The 17,495-nt window shown below is 50.5% G+C and carries 8 protein-coding genes; 1 reads left to right on the forward strand and 7 read right to left on the reverse strand.

The features are described 5' to 3' along the window. Positions 1-749: 749 nt before the first annotated feature. Complete coding sequence (locus KJA79_RS12910) at positions 750-1,364, reverse strand: hypothetical protein (RefSeq protein ID WP_213042464.1); 615 nt, start codon at positions 1,362-1,364, stop codon at positions 750-752. 308 nt (positions 1,365-1,672) lie between these two features. Between KJA79_RS12910 and KJA79_RS12915 the strand changes: the two genes are divergently transcribed. Next, entirely contained in the window at positions 1,673-2,788 is a 1,116-nt protein-coding gene (locus KJA79_RS12915; RefSeq protein WP_213042465.1) for a response regulator transcription factor, read from the forward strand. Between the two features lie 618 nt (positions 2,789-3,406). On the opposite strand, the gene KJA79_RS12920 is transcribed toward KJA79_RS12915, so the two are convergent. The 6 genes from KJA79_RS12920 to KJA79_RS12945 form a co-directional block, all read right to left on the reverse strand. Next, on the reverse strand, positions 3,407-5,020 hold the full coding sequence (locus KJA79_RS12920; protein WP_213042466.1) for a hypothetical protein: 1,614 nt from the start codon (positions 5,018-5,020) through the stop codon (positions 3,407-3,409). 80 nt (positions 5,021-5,100) lie between these two features. After that, positions 5,101-6,219, reverse strand: coding sequence for a DUF4297 domain-containing protein (locus KJA79_RS12925; protein ID WP_213042467.1), 1,119 nt, complete (start codon positions 6,217-6,219; stop codon positions 5,101-5,103). 87 nt (positions 6,220-6,306) lie between these two features. After that, positions 6,307-9,051 (reverse strand): ATP-binding protein, encoded by a 2,745-nt coding sequence (locus KJA79_RS12930; protein WP_213042468.1) that lies wholly within the window; start codon positions 9,049-9,051, stop codon positions 6,307-6,309. 25 nt (positions 9,052-9,076) lie between these two features. Next, the gene (locus KJA79_RS12935) at positions 9,077-12,079 is read right to left on the reverse strand and encodes a DUF1156 domain-containing protein (protein WP_213042469.1); all 3,003 of its coding nucleotides are present in this window, start codon (positions 12,077-12,079) and stop codon (positions 9,077-9,079) included. Continuing rightward, positions 12,076-13,281, reverse strand: a complete 1,206-nt coding sequence (locus KJA79_RS12940) for a hypothetical protein (protein ID WP_213042470.1) — start codon at positions 13,279-13,281, stop codon at positions 12,076-12,078. Before KJA79_RS12940 ends, KJA79_RS12935 begins: the two co-directional genes overlap by 4 nt. After that, positions 13,278-16,712, reverse strand: a complete 3,435-nt coding sequence (locus KJA79_RS12945; protein ID WP_213042471.1) for a helicase-related protein — start codon at positions 16,710-16,712, stop codon at positions 13,278-13,280. The genes KJA79_RS12940 and KJA79_RS12945 overlap by 4 nt, the downstream gene beginning before the upstream one ends. Between the last annotated feature and the right edge of the window lie 783 nt (positions 16,713-17,495).

The following is a 17,495-nucleotide window of genomic DNA, read 5'->3' on the forward strand; positions in this document are numbered from 1 at the left end:
AACTTAAGCCTAATCCCGCTGAAGATAACCACTTTGAGAATCGGTCGTCAAGATCGCTTCCAGAGCGTTTTTTCTTTGGCCTCATCATTAAATGTGAGGGATAAGTGTGGCGCTTAGAGGATGTTGCGCTACCGCATTTTATCTCAGGTCAGTAAGCTGGCACGCGGGCGACTCTTAGGGATGGTGAACGCCGTTTGCCTAAACGTGGAAATTCCCCCATTTGAAATGTGCGTTGTCTACGAAGAACGGTTCCAAAAGTCCAAAGCGATGGGGACAAAGCGGATCTGATACTAATCACCGGAGATTGTGGGCGCTTTCATTTTAAGTAGACTATTTGCTCAGGGGCTTTTTTTGAGGATTTTCGAAATCTGAATGTCTAGTAAGTCTTTGAATTAAAATGGTGAGTCGGCTGGGATTCGAACCCAGGACCCTCGCCTTAAAAGCTTGCTAAGTAGTATTTCTATAGCAAGTTGATTTTGCGAAGGGTTCCCCGTTTTTTCGCTTAATCATGCGTTTAATAACTTCCGATGATTCTAAAAAATGACCTGCGTGCTGCACTAGACGGAGGCCGGGACGCGGGCCCGCACCCAAACTCATTTGGTGGCTGGTAGCCCAGCCCCAAATGAAACCGAGTGCCATTGCAGTATTCCTCGATGAAGAGCACGAGGATTTTCGGAAGATAGTCCAGTAGGGAGCACCGACCCAACCTTGGTCCGTGCTCCCTTGGCCTAAAAATTATCGCAGTTCTATTATTCCCAATCTCCCCAACCGCCCGGCAATGAAGGGGTGACACTTACAAGACTAGGAATCTTCGATATCAGGCATGCTTGTAGCGAGGCTCCAAACGCGCTCAACCCAGCAGAGCCACCTGTGGCGATAGCAGTTAGAGCACCCGCAACTCCCGCAGTCGCGAGACATTCGTCTAGAGCTTTACTAATGTCTTCCTGTTTAGCCGTAGAAACTTGAACCCTCAGGGTTGAATACATCCACCTCCATTGGACCGTCCAGCCGACACAGGTTCGCCACTGTCCATCAAATGGTATATCACCGCTTGCCCAATTGGAGCACTCGGTACGAGACTGGGGAAGCGTTAACGGATCTTTCCACCTACCGAGATCTCTTTCAAAGAAAGTCGTTCCGTTCAATTTAGGTGTATCCAAGCGAAACCAAGGCCCCCCATTGGGTTCTAATTGATTGTTGTCACCGCGTAACCTCGAAGGGGGAGCCTCTGATTCTTTCAACCAGATCTGCCCATCAAGTTTTTTCTTTACTGGTAGTTCCTGTGACGCCCTCCCAGCAGAACTTGTCCAAACAATGCAAAAAGCTACGACGACAAACATAAAAAAACGATAATAAGTCAACATACAGTCCTCCAATTTAAGAGTGGTTAATGGCACACGAGGCCTCAATACCACGCGATACAAGTGAATCTACAGTCCCTTGAATTCCAATCATCGACTGACTGTAAATTTTTCCTCAGCCCCCTTAATAACAGGCATGCGCAATGAGCTAAATACGCCAACTGGCGTACATGAGCTGTCCTATGCCATATTACGTATGTCAACGAACAGAGGCGGGGCATCCCGGATGCTAGAGTGGATTTAGATTAGTGTGTTTGTGATGAGTGGTAGACGATTGACGTCGACCTGCGTCAGGTAGGAGTCATCAGTTAATGAGGCGACTCACAGTAAAAGAGGTGCGTACACTGTCGATTTTTTTGCGTGACCTGTATCAACTACGTACTCATGACCAGTTTACGACTCACCTCATTTCCGCCCTGCCAACGGTTACGGAAGGCGAGTTCACATCCTACAATGAGTTTGTGGCAGAAGATCAGACCGTTACTTACAAGTCTGATCAACTCCCTTACTGCCCTGATCCCATACACTATGCTGAAGTACTTCAGCAGAATCTTCATGAACATCGGTTGGTAAATCACTTCCTTAACACAAAAGAAAAGTCCGCTCACACCTTCTCGGACTTTTCATCTATCCGTCAATTTCGCACCACTGTTCTGTATAATGAATTCTACAAGCCCCTCAAAATGTCCTATTTACTGTTCATGGGGCTTAGAGTGAACAAAAGGATGCTATCCATTAGCCGCCATCGCAACGATAAAGAATTTTCTGATTCCGCTAAAGCTCTCTTTAATGCGATACATCCCCACATCCAGCAGGCATTGACGAACGCTCTGACTGTCACACAGATGCAGAATGAGTTAGATGTCTTCCACAAATCTATAGAGGGCTTAGCTCGGGCCAAGATTTCTGTGACAGAGCGCGGAGGGATTCGCTTTTCGAGCCCCAATGCACGAGCGCTATTAAAAGACTATGGCCTTCAGACACAACCCGGTGATCATTGGCTTCCTGTGCGGTTACGTGATTGGGTCGTGTATCATAAGAAATTAATGGAGAGGTCGGACGATGTTCCTCTGGCTATTCAACCTCTTATTATCGAGGGCGACTCGGGGCATCTTAGTATCCGGCTTATTGCACAAGGACCACACTATGACTTGATACTGGAGGAATACAGAACGGTGCCTTCACTTGTTGCTCTCAAGGAGTTAGGACTGAGCGTACGTGAATCAGAAATTCTAGGCTGGGTAGCACGAGGGAAAACGAATCCGGAAATTGGCTTGATTCTGAATATCAGCCGCCGCACGGTGCACAAACACTTGGAACATATATATGTCAAATTGGGAGCAGAAAACAGGATGGCAGCGGTCGGAATTGCAGTCAACGCTGTCCGATTCTATTCCTATGAGGATCGACGAGCCGGTGGCGCATGATTTATTAACGTGATTGGGAAAAGGGAATTGTGTGGCTGGTGAAAGTTGTACCCACGCACACAGTCTGAATAGGCATTCAAAAGGTTTTGGTCTACCTAACGAGATTCACGAAAAAGTGGAAGACGATCTTTTTCGAGCTATACGTTTTAGCTTTCACAGCTTGATCCCCCCGCTTTAAAATGGCCGATAAAATTGAGGGTAAACAACGGGTTACTAGCGAGGATCTGTCCGAAGAGTGACATGTATTTAAATGGGTTACACTTGCCATGTCCTATATAGGACACGCGTCCTTCCATACCTCGCTGCCTCTCCAATCATACGGCTATCTGCACATTTAGCAGTTTAAAATTAGGAGTATGAGCGGATACTATTTTTATTGTTAATGGAAGGCGGGTTCAGGGCACCAACGGGGTTTTTTGAAAGAGGGACATTCAACCTGGCGCTCTCAATTAGTGTAACCGTGCTGGCCGCGTAGTGATTAGCGCTATTGATAGGGTAAACGCGGATAGAGATGTTCGTATAATCGATCTCCTCACAGGTGAGCAGTACGAAGACATTTGAGCGATGGAAGCAATTTCATTAGCTGGAAGTTTATTCGCCACGGTCGTGGTTATAAGCTTATCCCAACAAACTAGCATTCGTGTACGATCTCATCTCGAAAGCCAGATCCTCATACTCCTCGAGCCTAAGCGCACGATGTGGTTCGGACATTTCGACGACAGTGCCCCCAAAATCAATGCCATAATCATCCACCAAGCCCAAGACTAGCTGTGAGTTAAGGGGCCTCTTTCCCTTGAGGAGTTCGAGCATCCGGCGAATATTATTCTCGTCCTGTTCTTGCTGATTTGGTGCATCTATTACGATAGGAAAGTTAGGAGTATTGCCCCTAGATCTCACCAGCTGAAGAATACTTAGGAAATACGCGAGCAGAGCTCGAGGTTGGTCGCTCCCAGTTTCTTTTATACTCGAATCAATAGCGGCATAGGCTTTTTCCGGCAATGTTCGAACGTTAAGATGCTGCAAATATTGTCGCATCCATGAACGATATTCCTGAACTGTAGCCATCCTTCTTTCTTTGTCATCCAACTTCTTAATAATGGCCTGCAATTCCCGCAGTCGTTCATCGATTTGAGCTATCTGATGCTGCGTATCTTTAAGATCTGACCGCAGCACTGACGATACTTCCTTCTTACCTTCATTTTCGATTAGGGTCTTTAACGTTATCTTTCCCTGCTTCTTGGTTAAGATGCTGTTTACGCTTGCCAATTCCTTACTAGTCTCAGCAAGAGTTAGCCGATGTTGTTCCAGCTTTTTCATTAGATCGGCATGAGCCTGCGAGAGTTGCTGTAGTAAGCCTATGCATCTATCCTGATCCTGCGCAATCGCAAATCTATCTGCTAGGGAATTTGAATAGCCAGCACCGCAGGTCGGACAGTCGATATGATCTTCGTCCAAATCGGCTGCGTATTCATAGTCGGCATCCAATTCATTCCGCGCCTGGGCCACTATATCTCGTTGGGCCTCTAGTCGGATCCTATCTGACTCTAGGTCGATCAATTTACTTTTATACTTTTGCTCTAGCTTACGCAGCGTCTCGCATTTCGAGATGAGGCGGTCGATCTCTCGCTTATAAGATCGGACGTCAACATCGAAATTCACATTTACCATCCTACTTTCCATAGACCGCATCACTTCACCAAGGATCCGTTCCCGATCCAAAGGCTTTTCTTTTTCAGCTTCTAGACTCTTCTTTTGAGAATTGACCACATACCATTTATTTGGGCGGATGCCCGTGTGGTAATAGACCAAGTCTTGGCGCCAGTTCTTAAATTGTTGTAGCTTCTCAAATGACGCCCAGTTCTTGCTCCAACCGTGATCTTGATCAATGTAGAAAGGAAGAAACATAAATGCCGGTGGCGGGACCTTACTGTCGCCACTTTGCTCGGTGAGCATCAACTTGAAGTCGAATAACTCAGCAATATGTGGACCCAATTCGTTTGAGATGCTTTGGAATGATCCCAATAATTCGTCGGTATGAGAGAACAAGCTAAAATGAGAGCCATAACGATAGAGAGAGTATCGAGTCTCGTTAGTGCGGAAGCGGATAACCGAACTAATATCTGCCTGTTTCCATAATGGGTGGACCGTGGCTGGGTTGGCTCCAAATGCCCAAAATATGCTCTTAATTACTGAGGACTTGCCCGTGTCATTCTGCCCCTTTATCAACGTCACGTTTGGGTGGAATTTGACTTTCCTCGCTCGCCTTTCCCTGTGTGACAGAAGGATGATCTCGTCCAATCCGAAGCCGTGCATTATGTTTTTTCCTCATATTCCTGATGAGCCGACGAAATGAGCTCATAAGCCTCCAAGATTGTCATGGCCTTAATATAGTCTGCATTGTATGGTGCTTCTAAATAAGATGGTCCTATCTGTGCAATCACTTTAGAAATAAGGGTCTTTAACTTCATATGTGGCTTCTCATGGGTGAGACGCTTAACGGTGCATACAATCTTCTGCCGCAACCTCAGGAGAACCTCATTCGTGGGATCCATTCGCTGCACAATATAGGTTTGCCATTCCCTACCTATCGCTCGTATAGCTAAAGGTGAGAGGCTCTCCGCTACCAAAGCCTGGCAAGCTTCTGCCCACAGATGTACCGGATTAGCTCCGGCGCTTGATTTCTCAAGCATTTCAGCAATGGTGGATCGTGCGATGGATTTTTTTTTCTTTAGGGCCTGCCAATCTGTGAATGAGCCTTCACTATCCGTCTTCTTTTTTACTTCATCAAAGAGAACCCGGTAGACGGCCGTCACGGCTCCTTGTCGGCCAGGAAACAACTCTTCGAGGAACTCAGCGACCTTCCCCTTTGTGTGTGCGCTATGGTCTTGCACGCTGAGAGGAGTAACCTTAAGAAATAATGGAGGGGGTGCGGGAAACTCGCATGTCACACCCTTCTCTGTTCCCAATGCAGTATTTATCTTAGTTAATTCGGCTTCAGAAAGTTCACCACACCCGATGGAAGTGCAACTTAGGCTCCCTTTGCCATTTTTTAACTCGACGTCAAACTGCGCATTAGAGATAAAATGTAGCCCTGATGTGTTCCCAGGAGCCATTAGATAATTCGAATATAGTCTCCCCAGGATGGATGTCCCGGTTCCTTTTGACGGCCTGCTTATGAGCTGCTTTGTGTTCCAGTTCTTTCCTGTACTAGTTTTTATTTGACAGAATTCTGCGAACTGGGGATCTGTTTCTTTATCAAGGATTACAACATCTTCATGATAGTCGCATAGGATTGAATAGTCCTCTTTACTGCGGTGAAGCTCCAATATTTCGCAGACAACCCAATCCTTCTGAAAGTCGAACCGGTTGGCAGCGGAAGAACCGCTCGTTTCGCGCGGAGGACGACTAGAAAGGATATGCTTGAGTGACATAACAGTTTAAGTGGATCCTAGACAAAAACGGCGCTGGCCATGGGCGCAAATAGAAATACGACGCTATAGCTTTTTCTTACCAGCATCTCAGTCAGCGTCAACCTTGTCTGACAAGCCTAATTCGCGAAGAGCGACTTTGGTCTCTTCCACCTTCTGAGTTGGTATGCCGGTGGCTGAGTTGACCTCGACTTTCAGTGTCAGCTTTAAATCCATTCCTGCAGCAAACTTTGAAAGCACCTTGGTGTAAAAGTTCATCCATTTTTGTGAAGGGATCTCCCCGCTCCAGGTGATGTTCGATAAAGTTGCGCCAGTTGAATCTGGGCCGGCTGGTGTTGATCCAGTGATTGACGACAGCCCCGTACTAGGCGCACCAGGAGCGGGTGAAGTTGGAGTGGGAGATGACGGTGCGGTTTTTCCCGCCTTGTACGCTTCTGCCAATTCCTGTTGGATGACATACATATCGTCGGATATCTCAATATCTTGTGAACCAAGTGATGCTTGCCAATGGAATGGGAAGTACGATCCGTCGGTCTTCTTTCCCACATACGCAAGCATGCCATTTTCGACCCCTCGAACGATTGTGTCTTTAATCACCTCGCCATTTAAAAGCCTGGGGAACTGCGGGGAAGCAAAGAAAGCATCGCGAATTGATTTGGTACTCCATTCCTTGAACGCTGGCGACCAATTTCTTGTTAAGAAGTTGGGGCTGACCCCGTCCGCAATGTCTCCATCCTGTCGAAGCCGTTTAAGGATGAGCGTCACGAGTGTATCTGCCGCACTGGAGTGGACCAATCCAAAGTCTACGGTCTTCCAATCATTATCTTTCCCCAGGAGCATCACATTCTTGTAGGTGCGCCAAACAGTTTCCTTGATATCGCGCTGAGCTTTCTTGAGGTTCTCAGATAGCTGCCTGGATTGGCCCTCATCGAGGCGAAGCTCGCTTTGTTCATCCTCCAAATCTTCCCACGCCAGGACTTTCCGAGCATCATCGCGCAGCGCATTTGGGCCTTCCGGGACCGCCCAGAGTAGGGCACTCTTAAATGTCCGAGATGACGTTCCGTGCTCACGTGTGGCAGTGTCTATGAATGTGCGAGTCCCTTGATCCGAGATGGCACGATCGGGTGGAAGAACAACTAATGCTAGGACAGCACGATCAGTGATGAGGCTACTCTTGTCTGGAAAGAAGATCCTATCTACCCCGTTTCCCTCGCGAAAGATCTTCTGCACTTCAGCACGAATGCGATCCTCAACTCTGGACGGTTGGATGCTGGCACGACGGTCAGAGAGGAGCTTGTTCAGGTTCGGTGAGAGACTGAATCGGTACCTATTCTTTTCTGCTGAAAGGAAGTAACAGGTATCCGTTAGGGTTTCGAGCGCGGTTTCGATATTGCCAATGTCGAGGTCGGGTTCTGCCACCGCTAGACGAATTTCTGGCAACGTTGCCTCGGTTTTTGTCTGTCCCCCATTGGACTCGAAAAAAACCACGGTGGAGACCTTTTGGTGCAAACGAGCCTTGCGAATCGTATCAACCGCCTCCTTGTCGAGTCGAAGAGAGTGGGAGCCCTTAGCTCCACAGATATCCGTCGTTACCGCCCCTTCAAGTTGCGCTCCCCCCAGTTGTTCAAAGACCGCTGACCGGAACATCGGGTCATCCAATGGCGCAGTGCCCATTCCAATCAGCGGGTCTTTGTGTGCACCCTTGAATCCAGCCTGATACGCATGAGAAACCCAGAGAGCCAACAGACGAAGAATGCCTCGCGTTTGTTGAAAGCGCGGGAGGGCTTGCCACTTGCGCTCAAAGACCGACAGCAATGTGGGGTGAAACGGGTAGGTGTCCGCAAATATCTCCTTTGCTTTATCGACAGGAAACCATTGAGGCACTTGATTGCGATGAGCCAGAACCCATTCAGCATATTCTCCGGCTGTTTTACGGCCCTCGTCTGGGATCCCACCCCATTCGAAGAGCCGGCGCCGAATAATCTCAGACGTTTCCGATTCAGCCGACATGATCATCGCCTTCCCGAGCCGGTCCAAGAGTTTTTGAAACCGGTCGAAATCGGCCTCATCATCGGGCGTCATTTCGTCTAGAAGTGAAGGAAGAGATACAGCAAGCACGACTCGATCCTGAGCTCTGGCTTCTTCTGACAGGTTTTGAACAAAAGCATAGAGCTGTGCGGTCAGGCCGCTCTTCCGATTACGACCCATGAAGTTGAGCAACTCATCGAGCAGGATAAGAGCTGGCCGATCCTTGGGAAGAAACTGCCGAATGACTTCAGCTGATGGTGCAGTTCGTTGTTCGTCATGCTTCGCAACAACTGCAAATCCGTCGGTTCCGGCCAGCTGAAACGCAATCTCGCCCCAAGGCGTGTGCCTGACGGGTTCTCCATTCTTGGCCCCACGCCCTGTAATCGCATCGAATTCAGTCCCGACAAAAACAGCTACAGCCGCTTCGGGCGCAGTTTTAACTCCCGCTGCCTCAAGAATGCTGGGCACACTTTTCCAAGAAGAGGCTGCGCGTCCTCCCCTGGCTAGATGGTAGAGCAGTGTGAGCGCATGTGTTTTTCCACCTCCAAATTGTGTTGTGAGGTTATAGACAGGAGATGTCTCAACTTTAATGCCGGAAAGACGACGAACTACTCCTGCTGCGAGGGTGCCGAGATTCTTGGCAAGAAACGTCCGTTCAAAAAACCGAACAGGATCTTGATAGTCGCCAGGGGCTCGTCCCTCGCGGACGTGGTCGAGGTGAACGGCAAACTCCGACGCATCAAGCGGACGCCCCTCGCGGAGATCCTCTCGCGGAGTCACGACCTTATACCAAGGCTTCAGATACATGCGCCCTCCTGTAGAAACTTCCGACTCAAAGGCCCAAGCCTTTCTTTCTGGCCTGAACCCCTTCAACCCAACGACGCTCATCAGTACCTGACGGATACAAGGCCGACAAGGCCTGAGCAAGTCTCCAGAACCGCTCATCGCGCCCTACCCCTTCATCGACTAGGAATCGTCGAAGCGCTTCTCCTCGACCAGCTGCGAACAAGATCATCGCCTGGTGTACTCGGTCGAGGACGGTGTCTCCAACTCTAGGCACGCCCTTCTGACCCCAACCACCGAACTCTTCAGCCTCCTGCAATTCTGATTCAAAGCCTAGTTTGAGTTGTTTCTGTTTTCTTCCTCTCGCTGTCGATGGCGCTTGAGCTTCTTCCTTCCCAAACAGCGCGCGCGTCCGCTCCGCAACCGACAAGAGACGGGCTGTATCTCCTTTGATCTCAACGAGAGATGCTAGGTCTTCCAAGTGGGCGCCAAGCCCTTGAGCAATCTTCCTGGCTGCGTCATACTCCAAACTGAATCCTGTGACTTTCGCTTTTCGACTTCTCTCTGCTGCTTCGTCGTCATCCTCTCCCTGTTGGGATTCTTCCAGATCATCAGCCGCCACACCATTTCCTTCACCTGTTCTAAGAGTCCATAGCCACATCGCCGTGAGGCGAGCGTCTTCCTCAAAACCGCTGGCATCAGCGCCTCGAAACACCAGTGAAAGAGCTTCCTTGGCGACTGCAGCCCAGACCTGTTCGAGATATTCCTTGAGCGTGACAGTCTCGCCACTGGCCTTCTCCACGCGAGAATAGCGAGAGAAGATTTCCAAGGCTGGTCCGAGGCATGCAAAAATGGCGTCCGCGCCGACGACACCTTCATCAGCCAGACGCGGCATCCATTCATGGATACGCTTGGGAAGCTCGGTCAACACGTCGCGCCAATCGCCGACTGTGTCTATGCACACCGAGCCGCCGGGATTCTCTCGTGGACGGCAGACGAGATGTACGGACGAAGCGAGAGCGGCTGAGTTTCGTGCCCGTAACCGAGCTCCCATTTCTGTATCAATCGGCCACGAAGCTACCGCTATCCAGCCGGAGGATATAAGTGCTTGGATCATCGTTTCCCAAGCAGCCGTTTCTTTGTGAGCGAAGACAATCACCAAAAGTCCGCTCGGCGCAGCAACCCGGCGACAGTCCCTCAGCGCCTCAGCCATCAATCGTTCAAAGTACTCTCGCGTTTTAAAAGCATATCTCGGATTCCGTTCTGCAAGTTGCACAATCTCACCCTCTTTCTGAGTTGTGCGATCCCGAAAAAGAGTGGGGTGCAGGGAACCAATGCTCCGATTCAACCAGACGTAGAAGAAGTCAGATAAGTCTGCGTAGGGCACCGCATCATAATAAGGAGGATCTGTCACAACGAGCTGAGCAGAATCATCTGGGTACGGCTGATTTGTGGCTGAAGCCCTTAGAGCAGTTCCCGGCTGCAGACGCGAATTAGTTATATTGTCTAGAACTCTACTAACCCATTCAATAGCTCCATCCCAGCTACCGGAGCCTGATGCGAATGGGACTACTTCAGCAAAATCCCATTTGATCGGCAAGGACTGCCCTTGTGCAAACGTGTGACCGATAAATTCCCCACTTTGGACCCATGTGCATATGGAACTGGAATAGTCAGCTTGGCGATCGACGGCTAGCGCCAGTGTTGTCGCAACAGCCGTAGCGAATTCGGCGTCCTGGCTTTGAATGTTGGCATAGCACCCACGCACGAGCTTAGTTAAAGTCAATAGGCTGGCGAGCTGACGAGAGGTAAACATTTGTTCCCAACGATCCACGCCAATCAACTTGATATTAAAAATGCTACGCAAGTATGGAAGTTCCTCGTCGGGCACCGTCGAGGTTCCGTCCTTCAACATTTGTCGTTTCTGTTCATTTACATAGTCGTGGGATTTTGCGAATGCCTTCGCGTCATGTTCGTTAGGCTCTCGATAGAAACGACCTTTGGGTGAATTACAATAAACAGCTAAAAGCCGAGCAGTGTTAGCGCCACCTTTTTTTTCGGCAGCCTGCCTTCTGACTCTCGCTCCTGGAACTGTAAATCCACAGATCGGGCAAGTTGCTGACCCTCGACGCAATGTTCCGTGTTCAAACGAGTCGGGTTTCTCTGCCTTCTTGAGGGTGTAGGTTACAGTTTTGTGCTTTTGTGAGATTTCAAGGTTGAGGCCAATAGCACCGCTGTCCCGCTTACCAAGCAGGAAGGACCTGACAAGAGGCACTTCCGCACCGCAACCAGGGCCTTCACATTGGATCGTTCGGGCCCAGATATAGGCAATAGGCGTCGCGCCATCCGCGTCCTTGGGATAGAACTCAGCGAGTTCCTTTTCGGCTTCACACTTAATCCAATCACCCCATTTGCGAACTTCATCGGCAAGGCGTTGGCCGTACTTGGGGATGTATTCGAGGATGACTTTGTTGAGCAGGACGGGGATAGGGTTCAGATCGCTAGCAAAAGCGTCCGCCCCTACGCGCAGGGCTTCGAGGGGAATGGAGCCACCGCCAGCAAAGGGGTCCACCACAAGAGGACGGGTTCTGGGTTCGCCTCCTAACGCCTCATGCGCGGCCTGGGTCAAGGCACGGCTGGTCTCTAGATATGCGCGGCCGGTGGAATTGTCCCAGTTGGCGAAATCGGCGATGAAATCGAACATCGCACGGCGAAGGATCGTATTATCTTTCAGGAGATTGGGGTCTTTCTGAATTGCTACGAAATGGGGGCCACTTTCTTCTGCGCAGAGCTTGAGGTGGTCCCTGGCCCAATTCCCCATCAGCTCACGAGCGGAGGCTCTGAATGCCTCGGGACAGAATGGATCAGCAGGGTCAGGCCAGAGCGCCGCACAGATGACGGCTCTACAAGCAGCCAATGGCCGACGCGCCCACCAAATGTGGAGGGTGGAGATATGCCCATGCCGGATGGACTTTTCCCGGCGCGCGTGAGCGGAGATCCGCTTTATTGGTAGATCCACTTCGATAAGGCGTTTGGGATACGAGGGTCTCATTCAGGTTGTCCTTCGGCGGCGTTATATTCGTCGAGGAGTGTTTTGAGACTCGGAAATGCCTTCTTCGCTATCTCAGTGAATCGCTGATCCTTCAGAGACTCATAGGTCACACCCTTGAAAACAAGTTTGACATTCATCTTGCCAACCAATCGGTCGGCTCTTCCAAATGCCCGGCATAGCTCATCATCGAGTAATTGGCTGAGCCTCTGGTTATCGGGCTTTGACCGATCTGACATTGTCCACTCTTCCGGAGGATTCTTCAGCAGGCTGGGAAGGAGAGCCTCCCGCAAAGCTTCGCGGTTTCGATCCATCGCGGTCTGTAACTTCTCCTTGATCTCCACTCCGAACGCAGTGACGGCACTGCGAAGTTTCTCCACTTCCTTTTCAAATTCAGCTTTGCGTGCCCGAAGGATCACATTGCCATAGCCAGGTAATGATTTAAGAAACATTTTGGCGATGAGAGCTTTGTCGTGCTCTAAGTGTTTGCCGGAAAGATTGTCGCTTGATTCGACAACCTGGAAAGATGCCTTCAAGAGATTCTTTGTTTTTTCATCACCGGCAAACCCCATAAGCTTGCTTGGGATGGGAACGGTTTTTCGGCTGATAGACGTTCCGACCATTTCGAATTCTGCGAACTCAAAATGCGCATTGAATATTCGTACTGTTCTTGCAATGTCGAACTTCTGTGGAGGGTTTCGCTCTAGATCATTAGAAACATGCTGGATTGTGCCCGCCGAGGCGATATCGAGGCCAACGGTCTGGTCCTTTACCGCACTCTCCCCAAGGCCAAGCTCCCGGATAACAGAAGAGGGCGGTGGTCCAAGACTTACCGCATTCGGTGCAAAGGGCTCCCGTTGGCCGGCTTCGATCAGCAAGGGCGTTGGGGCATAGATCATCATGGCATCATCTACGATGAGGAGGCCGACACGAATCCCCGGATGACGCGTCAGCGGCTTTCCATGTTTTCGCGTCGCGTCGTAGAGAAGCGCCAAGGCTTTGCGATCACCGTAACCCAGCCTATAAACCTCCGCGTCGACATCGAGGGTGATTGAAACGGCTTCTGAGCCGAGGCGTTCCAGGCACGCCACCAGAGCTTCAGCTACAGCATTGCTCACAGCTGGAGATAAGGAAATGACGCGCCGCTGCGCCTGGCTGATCAATCTGGTCAATGTGAGGTCATTGGCAACCGAAAACGCGCTCATGAACCGGCACTCTTTTCCGCTGCAGCGCCGAGAATCTCCTTCGCCGCGACATGATAGTGTTCGATTTTCACTAGCGGTTCCCAGCCGAGCCGTGCAGGGTCTTGGACCACATGAATTTCCGGTGTGGATCCGCAATTAAAGACGGCATATAGCCAATAGTCATTCTTTAGGCGTTCCGCTGTCTTGTATTCATTCGTTGTCAGCGCCAATTCTCCGACGACCGACCGCCCCTTGACCTCGATAAACCGCACCTCAATGACTGTTTGTGGATCTTCAGGATGCGGCTTCCGCGAAATTAGATCAAAGCCGCGATTGTCAGCCTCCACACTCTCCACCCTGCACCCTCGCGCTTCCTCGTGCGCGATCACTGCTTGCACAGCGAGATGCTCAATTTCTTCATCACGAACCATCGGGGCAATACGAGGGGAGGTCCGTTCTGGATGAGGTAGTGCCCATGCTCGTCCGTGGTGATGGATGTCGGTGATCGTGCACCGTCGCTCCTGCTGAAGTTCATCTCTTCGGCGCTCTAGACGACCGTTCAATTCATCTAAACGATCCTCTGTGGTCTTGATATTCGCCGCTAGTAGCGGGCTCGCATCTCCCGTCCTGTGACTTTCCAGCAAATCACCCATTCGTAAGTTTTGACGATGAATCAGCTCATTGAGACTGATTTCCATGTGCTTAGAAATGGTCTCGATCTCTTTTGCCCGTTGCACAGTGATTGCATTCAGGAAGGGCTGCAAAGCCTCCTCAACCAGAACTCGTTCGACTCGATCACGACCTGGCAGTCCATCATCATCAGGAACTGCCGTACCCACCGGAGCCAAGGCGAGATCTAAAAAGATAGTGGGTTGTCGGATGCTCATGGCCCCATCAATACCCGTCTGAACGACAAAGAGGTGTCGGTGGAGTACATTTCCTCGTCCATCTCGAATAGCGGCTGAAAACACATCGAGTCGGGCCGGTGCTTTGCTGTGGAGATCGAAAAATACTGCCCCCTGACGTAGGTCATTCTGGACTCGATCCCATACGTCATCTCGCACGACTTCAAAGAGGGGATGCCCTGGCGTGATCCATTCGAGTGTGGGGTCCTCCGTCAACATCCGCTTATCGAACACGACGTGTTTGTACTCTCGACCGAGCTTCCCAAATCGCGGTTCGAGCTTCTCCCCAATCGGCCAGAGCGTCCGGGGAACCCGCCCAATGCGGAAGGCCTGCTGCCCTTTGGCCGTTTCTTTTGGATGGATTCCTGCTAAAGGAGCGGAGTGAAGGAAGAAATCCTGGATGACTTCCGGTACTAGCCGCCGCTCTTTCGCTTCCGCGGATTTGCCTACGATGGCGGACAGGTTCAACTCGCGTTTTGCCAAGCCTTCGAGCGTAGAATTGGTGATCTTTCGGAATCGCTCCGTATCTACCTGCTCAATGATTCTGCTTTTGATGACTTCTTCCGTGAGGTTATGGGCATACATATCTCGAACCATGCGTTCTAGCTGATTGGCAGGAAAGATTTCGCCCAGGACATTAAAAATCTTGCCAGTACGCTTAGGATCGAGATCGTCCTCAATCTTCCCTATGCGCTCGAACAGTTTGTGAAGGACTCGCCCCTCACGTGTATTGGTCGAGACGAAGTTAAATATGAGGCAGTCTTTTTCTTGGCCGTACCGATGGATGCGGCCCATCCGTTGTTCGAGACGAACTGGATTCCAGGGAATGTCATAGTTCACCATGAGCCAACAGAATTGGAGGTTGATACCCTCCCCTGCCGCTTCTGTCGCCACCAAAACCTGACACTCCTCCCGAAACTCCCGTTCCGCATATATACGTGAGCCTGGTGTGTCGCGATCCCCAATCTTCATGCCGCCATGAATCTGGGTCACTGTGAGCTTCCACTCGCGGAGCTTGCCGACGAGGAAGTCCAGAGTGTCTTTGTGTTCCGTGAAGATAAGTAGCTTCATCTTCGGGTCTTGGAAGACGCCGCGTTCGGCGATCACCTCTTTCAATCTGACAAGCTTGGACTCTACTTCTCGTTGTTCCAGCAGACGTGCCTGATCAATGAGTTTGGTGAGTTGGAGAATCTCCTCTTTCAACGCCGCTGGGTCCACTGACGCCACAACATTCTCAAGGCTGGCGATAATATCCTGCTGTTCTTCTTCAGGTAGATCGTCAAAATCATCAGGCACATTCTTAAGAATTTGTTCCTGCCGATACCCCTGGGGATCGGCAAGGATCTTCTCGCGTTTCTCCTTCATCCTTTCCAACGTTCGTCGGACAGCATAGACGCTCGAAGCAAACCGACGCTGCAACAGCGCCATAGTGAAGCCGAGGGCTCGGCCTCTCGCTGAATCATCGGCTGACGCTTTGATCGATTGATCCTCTACATACCGAGTCAAGGCGTCGTAGAAATCCCATTCCTCATCATCAATCTTGAACTCCGATGTTCGGACCCGCCGCTTGGTAAAGAGTGCTTTGACCCTGCCTGTATCTGGATCAGGAAACGTGACCAAGGCCTCTTTCACCCGCCGGAGATAGCAAGGAGCCTCCTGTCGCCGCATGGCTTCTTCCAGACTCTTCACATCCCCATACACGTCTCGATCAAGGAGCTGGAGGAACAAACAAAAGTTCTGTGGATCTCCCTTGTGCGGAGTGGCGGTCATCAGCAAATAGTGATCGGTCATGTCTGCCAAGGCTTCGCCTAGCTGGTAGGCCAGGGTCTTCTTCTCGGCACTATAGGCGCTCATCTTGTGCGCTTCATCGACAATTATGAGATCCCAATGGCTACGCAGAAGGCTTTCCTTGGCATCTTCGATACGCGAGACCCAGGACACCGAGGTAATGACTTGATTCTTTTCCTGCCAGGGATTGGTGCCGTAGTTCGCCCGTAAGACATCGCTCCGGACAATCTCAAAATTCTCCCGGAACTTGTCCTTCATTTCACGCTGCCACTGAAAGGAGAGATTCGCCGGAGTGACAATGAGGGTGCGTTTCACGAGACCGCGAATCTTCAACTCCTTGATCAAGAGGCCAGCCATGATAGTTTTCCCTGCCCCTGGATCATCAGCAAGCAGGAAACGGATGCGCGGCAACTTTATGAAGTAGTCGTAGACTGCTTCGAGCTGGTGCGGGAGCGGATCTACCCGAGCGATCGAAAGGGAGAAGTAAGGGTCGTATTCATAGGCTAATTCTAAACGAAGCGCTTCGATACCCAGCCTGAACTTGTGTGGGTCCCCATCGAACGGCTCCTTCTCAGGGGTAGCTTCCAGTCCGGCAAGCTGTTCAGCATTAAGAATCGGTTCGTGGACCTTGCCAGATGTAAGCCCTTTCCCGATAAGCTTTACGGACTCGCCCATCGGCACAACGACAATTACTTGAACCGGTTCAGGAAAGATCGCGCCCCTGACAATGATGTTTGGTTTGAGCTGATTTAGCAGCATAGGGTTTTGATGACCATCGATATGGCTGATTAGGCCGCCGAAGAATACCCCTTTCCCTCAACAAAATCACCAGATTCGACGGGAAAAGGCCTCAAATCACAAATTTTGTTTAGGATCTACTTAATAATCAGGAAGAATTGCGCGACCTCGTCCTTCGCCGTGGTCAAAGACGGTCTGCCTTCTGACTCGCCCACTCGGTGCACACGGCTCTGTTCGATCAAATCTACTTTGATCCATACTTCCAGATTTGTCCTATCGTTTCTTGCCTCTCTCACGCCTATTTTTTGCACCAGTTCCCGTGCCCCGATCGTCGCACATGGCGTGTTACTAGTCATTCAGCCACGTTGCAGGCCATTTTTTTTCGCACTGACTTTGCACTAAACCGGTGGGCCTAGTTGTTTATGGTCATCATCACAAAGTAAGCAATGGCCTCCAGATAGAGCCATCCGGCCCTAGCGGTAGTTTTTCGGCCCTAGGGATAATTGTTGAATAAAAACGCGACGGGGAATCGCGCGTGTACGTAGTTCGTCGGAATGATTCTGAAGTCCTCTTCTCATAGTCGGTTTTCCGAGCTGAAAAGCACGGTCGTCACTTTGATTGATCTAGAGCGGCTTCCGTGAACATTAGATCAAAAGCTGTGGGGGCGCATATGATCCGATCACTGCCAGACACTTCATGAGTCCCCTCGAATCACGATACATAGTCGCCTGAAACTACTGTCCCTTCCTGTCCCCTTCTGTCCCCCAGTGTCCACGAACAGGCTCTTTCACCACCCACGTGCGC

Source organism: Nitrospira defluvii, from assembly GCF_905220995.1.
Lineage (GTDB): Bacteria > Nitrospirota > Nitrospiria > Nitrospirales > Nitrospiraceae > Nitrospira_A > Nitrospira_A defluvii_C.

Excerpts from the sequence above, each read along its gene's own strand:
- KJA79_RS12945 (WP_213042471.1), bottom strand. The coding sequence starts at position 16,712 with ATGCTGCTAAATCAGCTCAAACCAAACATCATTGTCAGGGGCGCGATC.
- KJA79_RS12915 (WP_213042465.1), top strand. The coding sequence starts at position 1,673 with ATGAGGCGACTCACAGTAAAAGAGGTGCGTACACTGTCGATTTTTTTG.
- KJA79_RS12935 (WP_213042469.1), bottom strand. The coding sequence starts at position 12,079 with ATGAGACCCTCGTATCCCAAACGCCTTATCGAAGTGGATCTACCAATA.
- KJA79_RS12925 (WP_213042467.1), bottom strand. The coding sequence starts at position 6,219 with ATGTCACTCAAGCATATCCTTTCTAGTCGTCCTCCGCGCGAAACGAGC.
- KJA79_RS12940 (WP_213042470.1), bottom strand. The coding sequence starts at position 13,281 with ATGAGCGCGTTTTCGGTTGCCAATGACCTCACATTGACCAGATTGATC.
- KJA79_RS12930 (WP_213042468.1), bottom strand. The coding sequence starts at position 9,051 with ATGTATCTGAAGCCTTGGTATAAGGTCGTGACTCCGCGAGAGGATCTC.
- KJA79_RS12910 (WP_213042464.1), bottom strand. The coding sequence starts at position 1,364 with ATGTTGACTTATTATCGTTTTTTTATGTTTGTCGTCGTAGCTTTTTGC.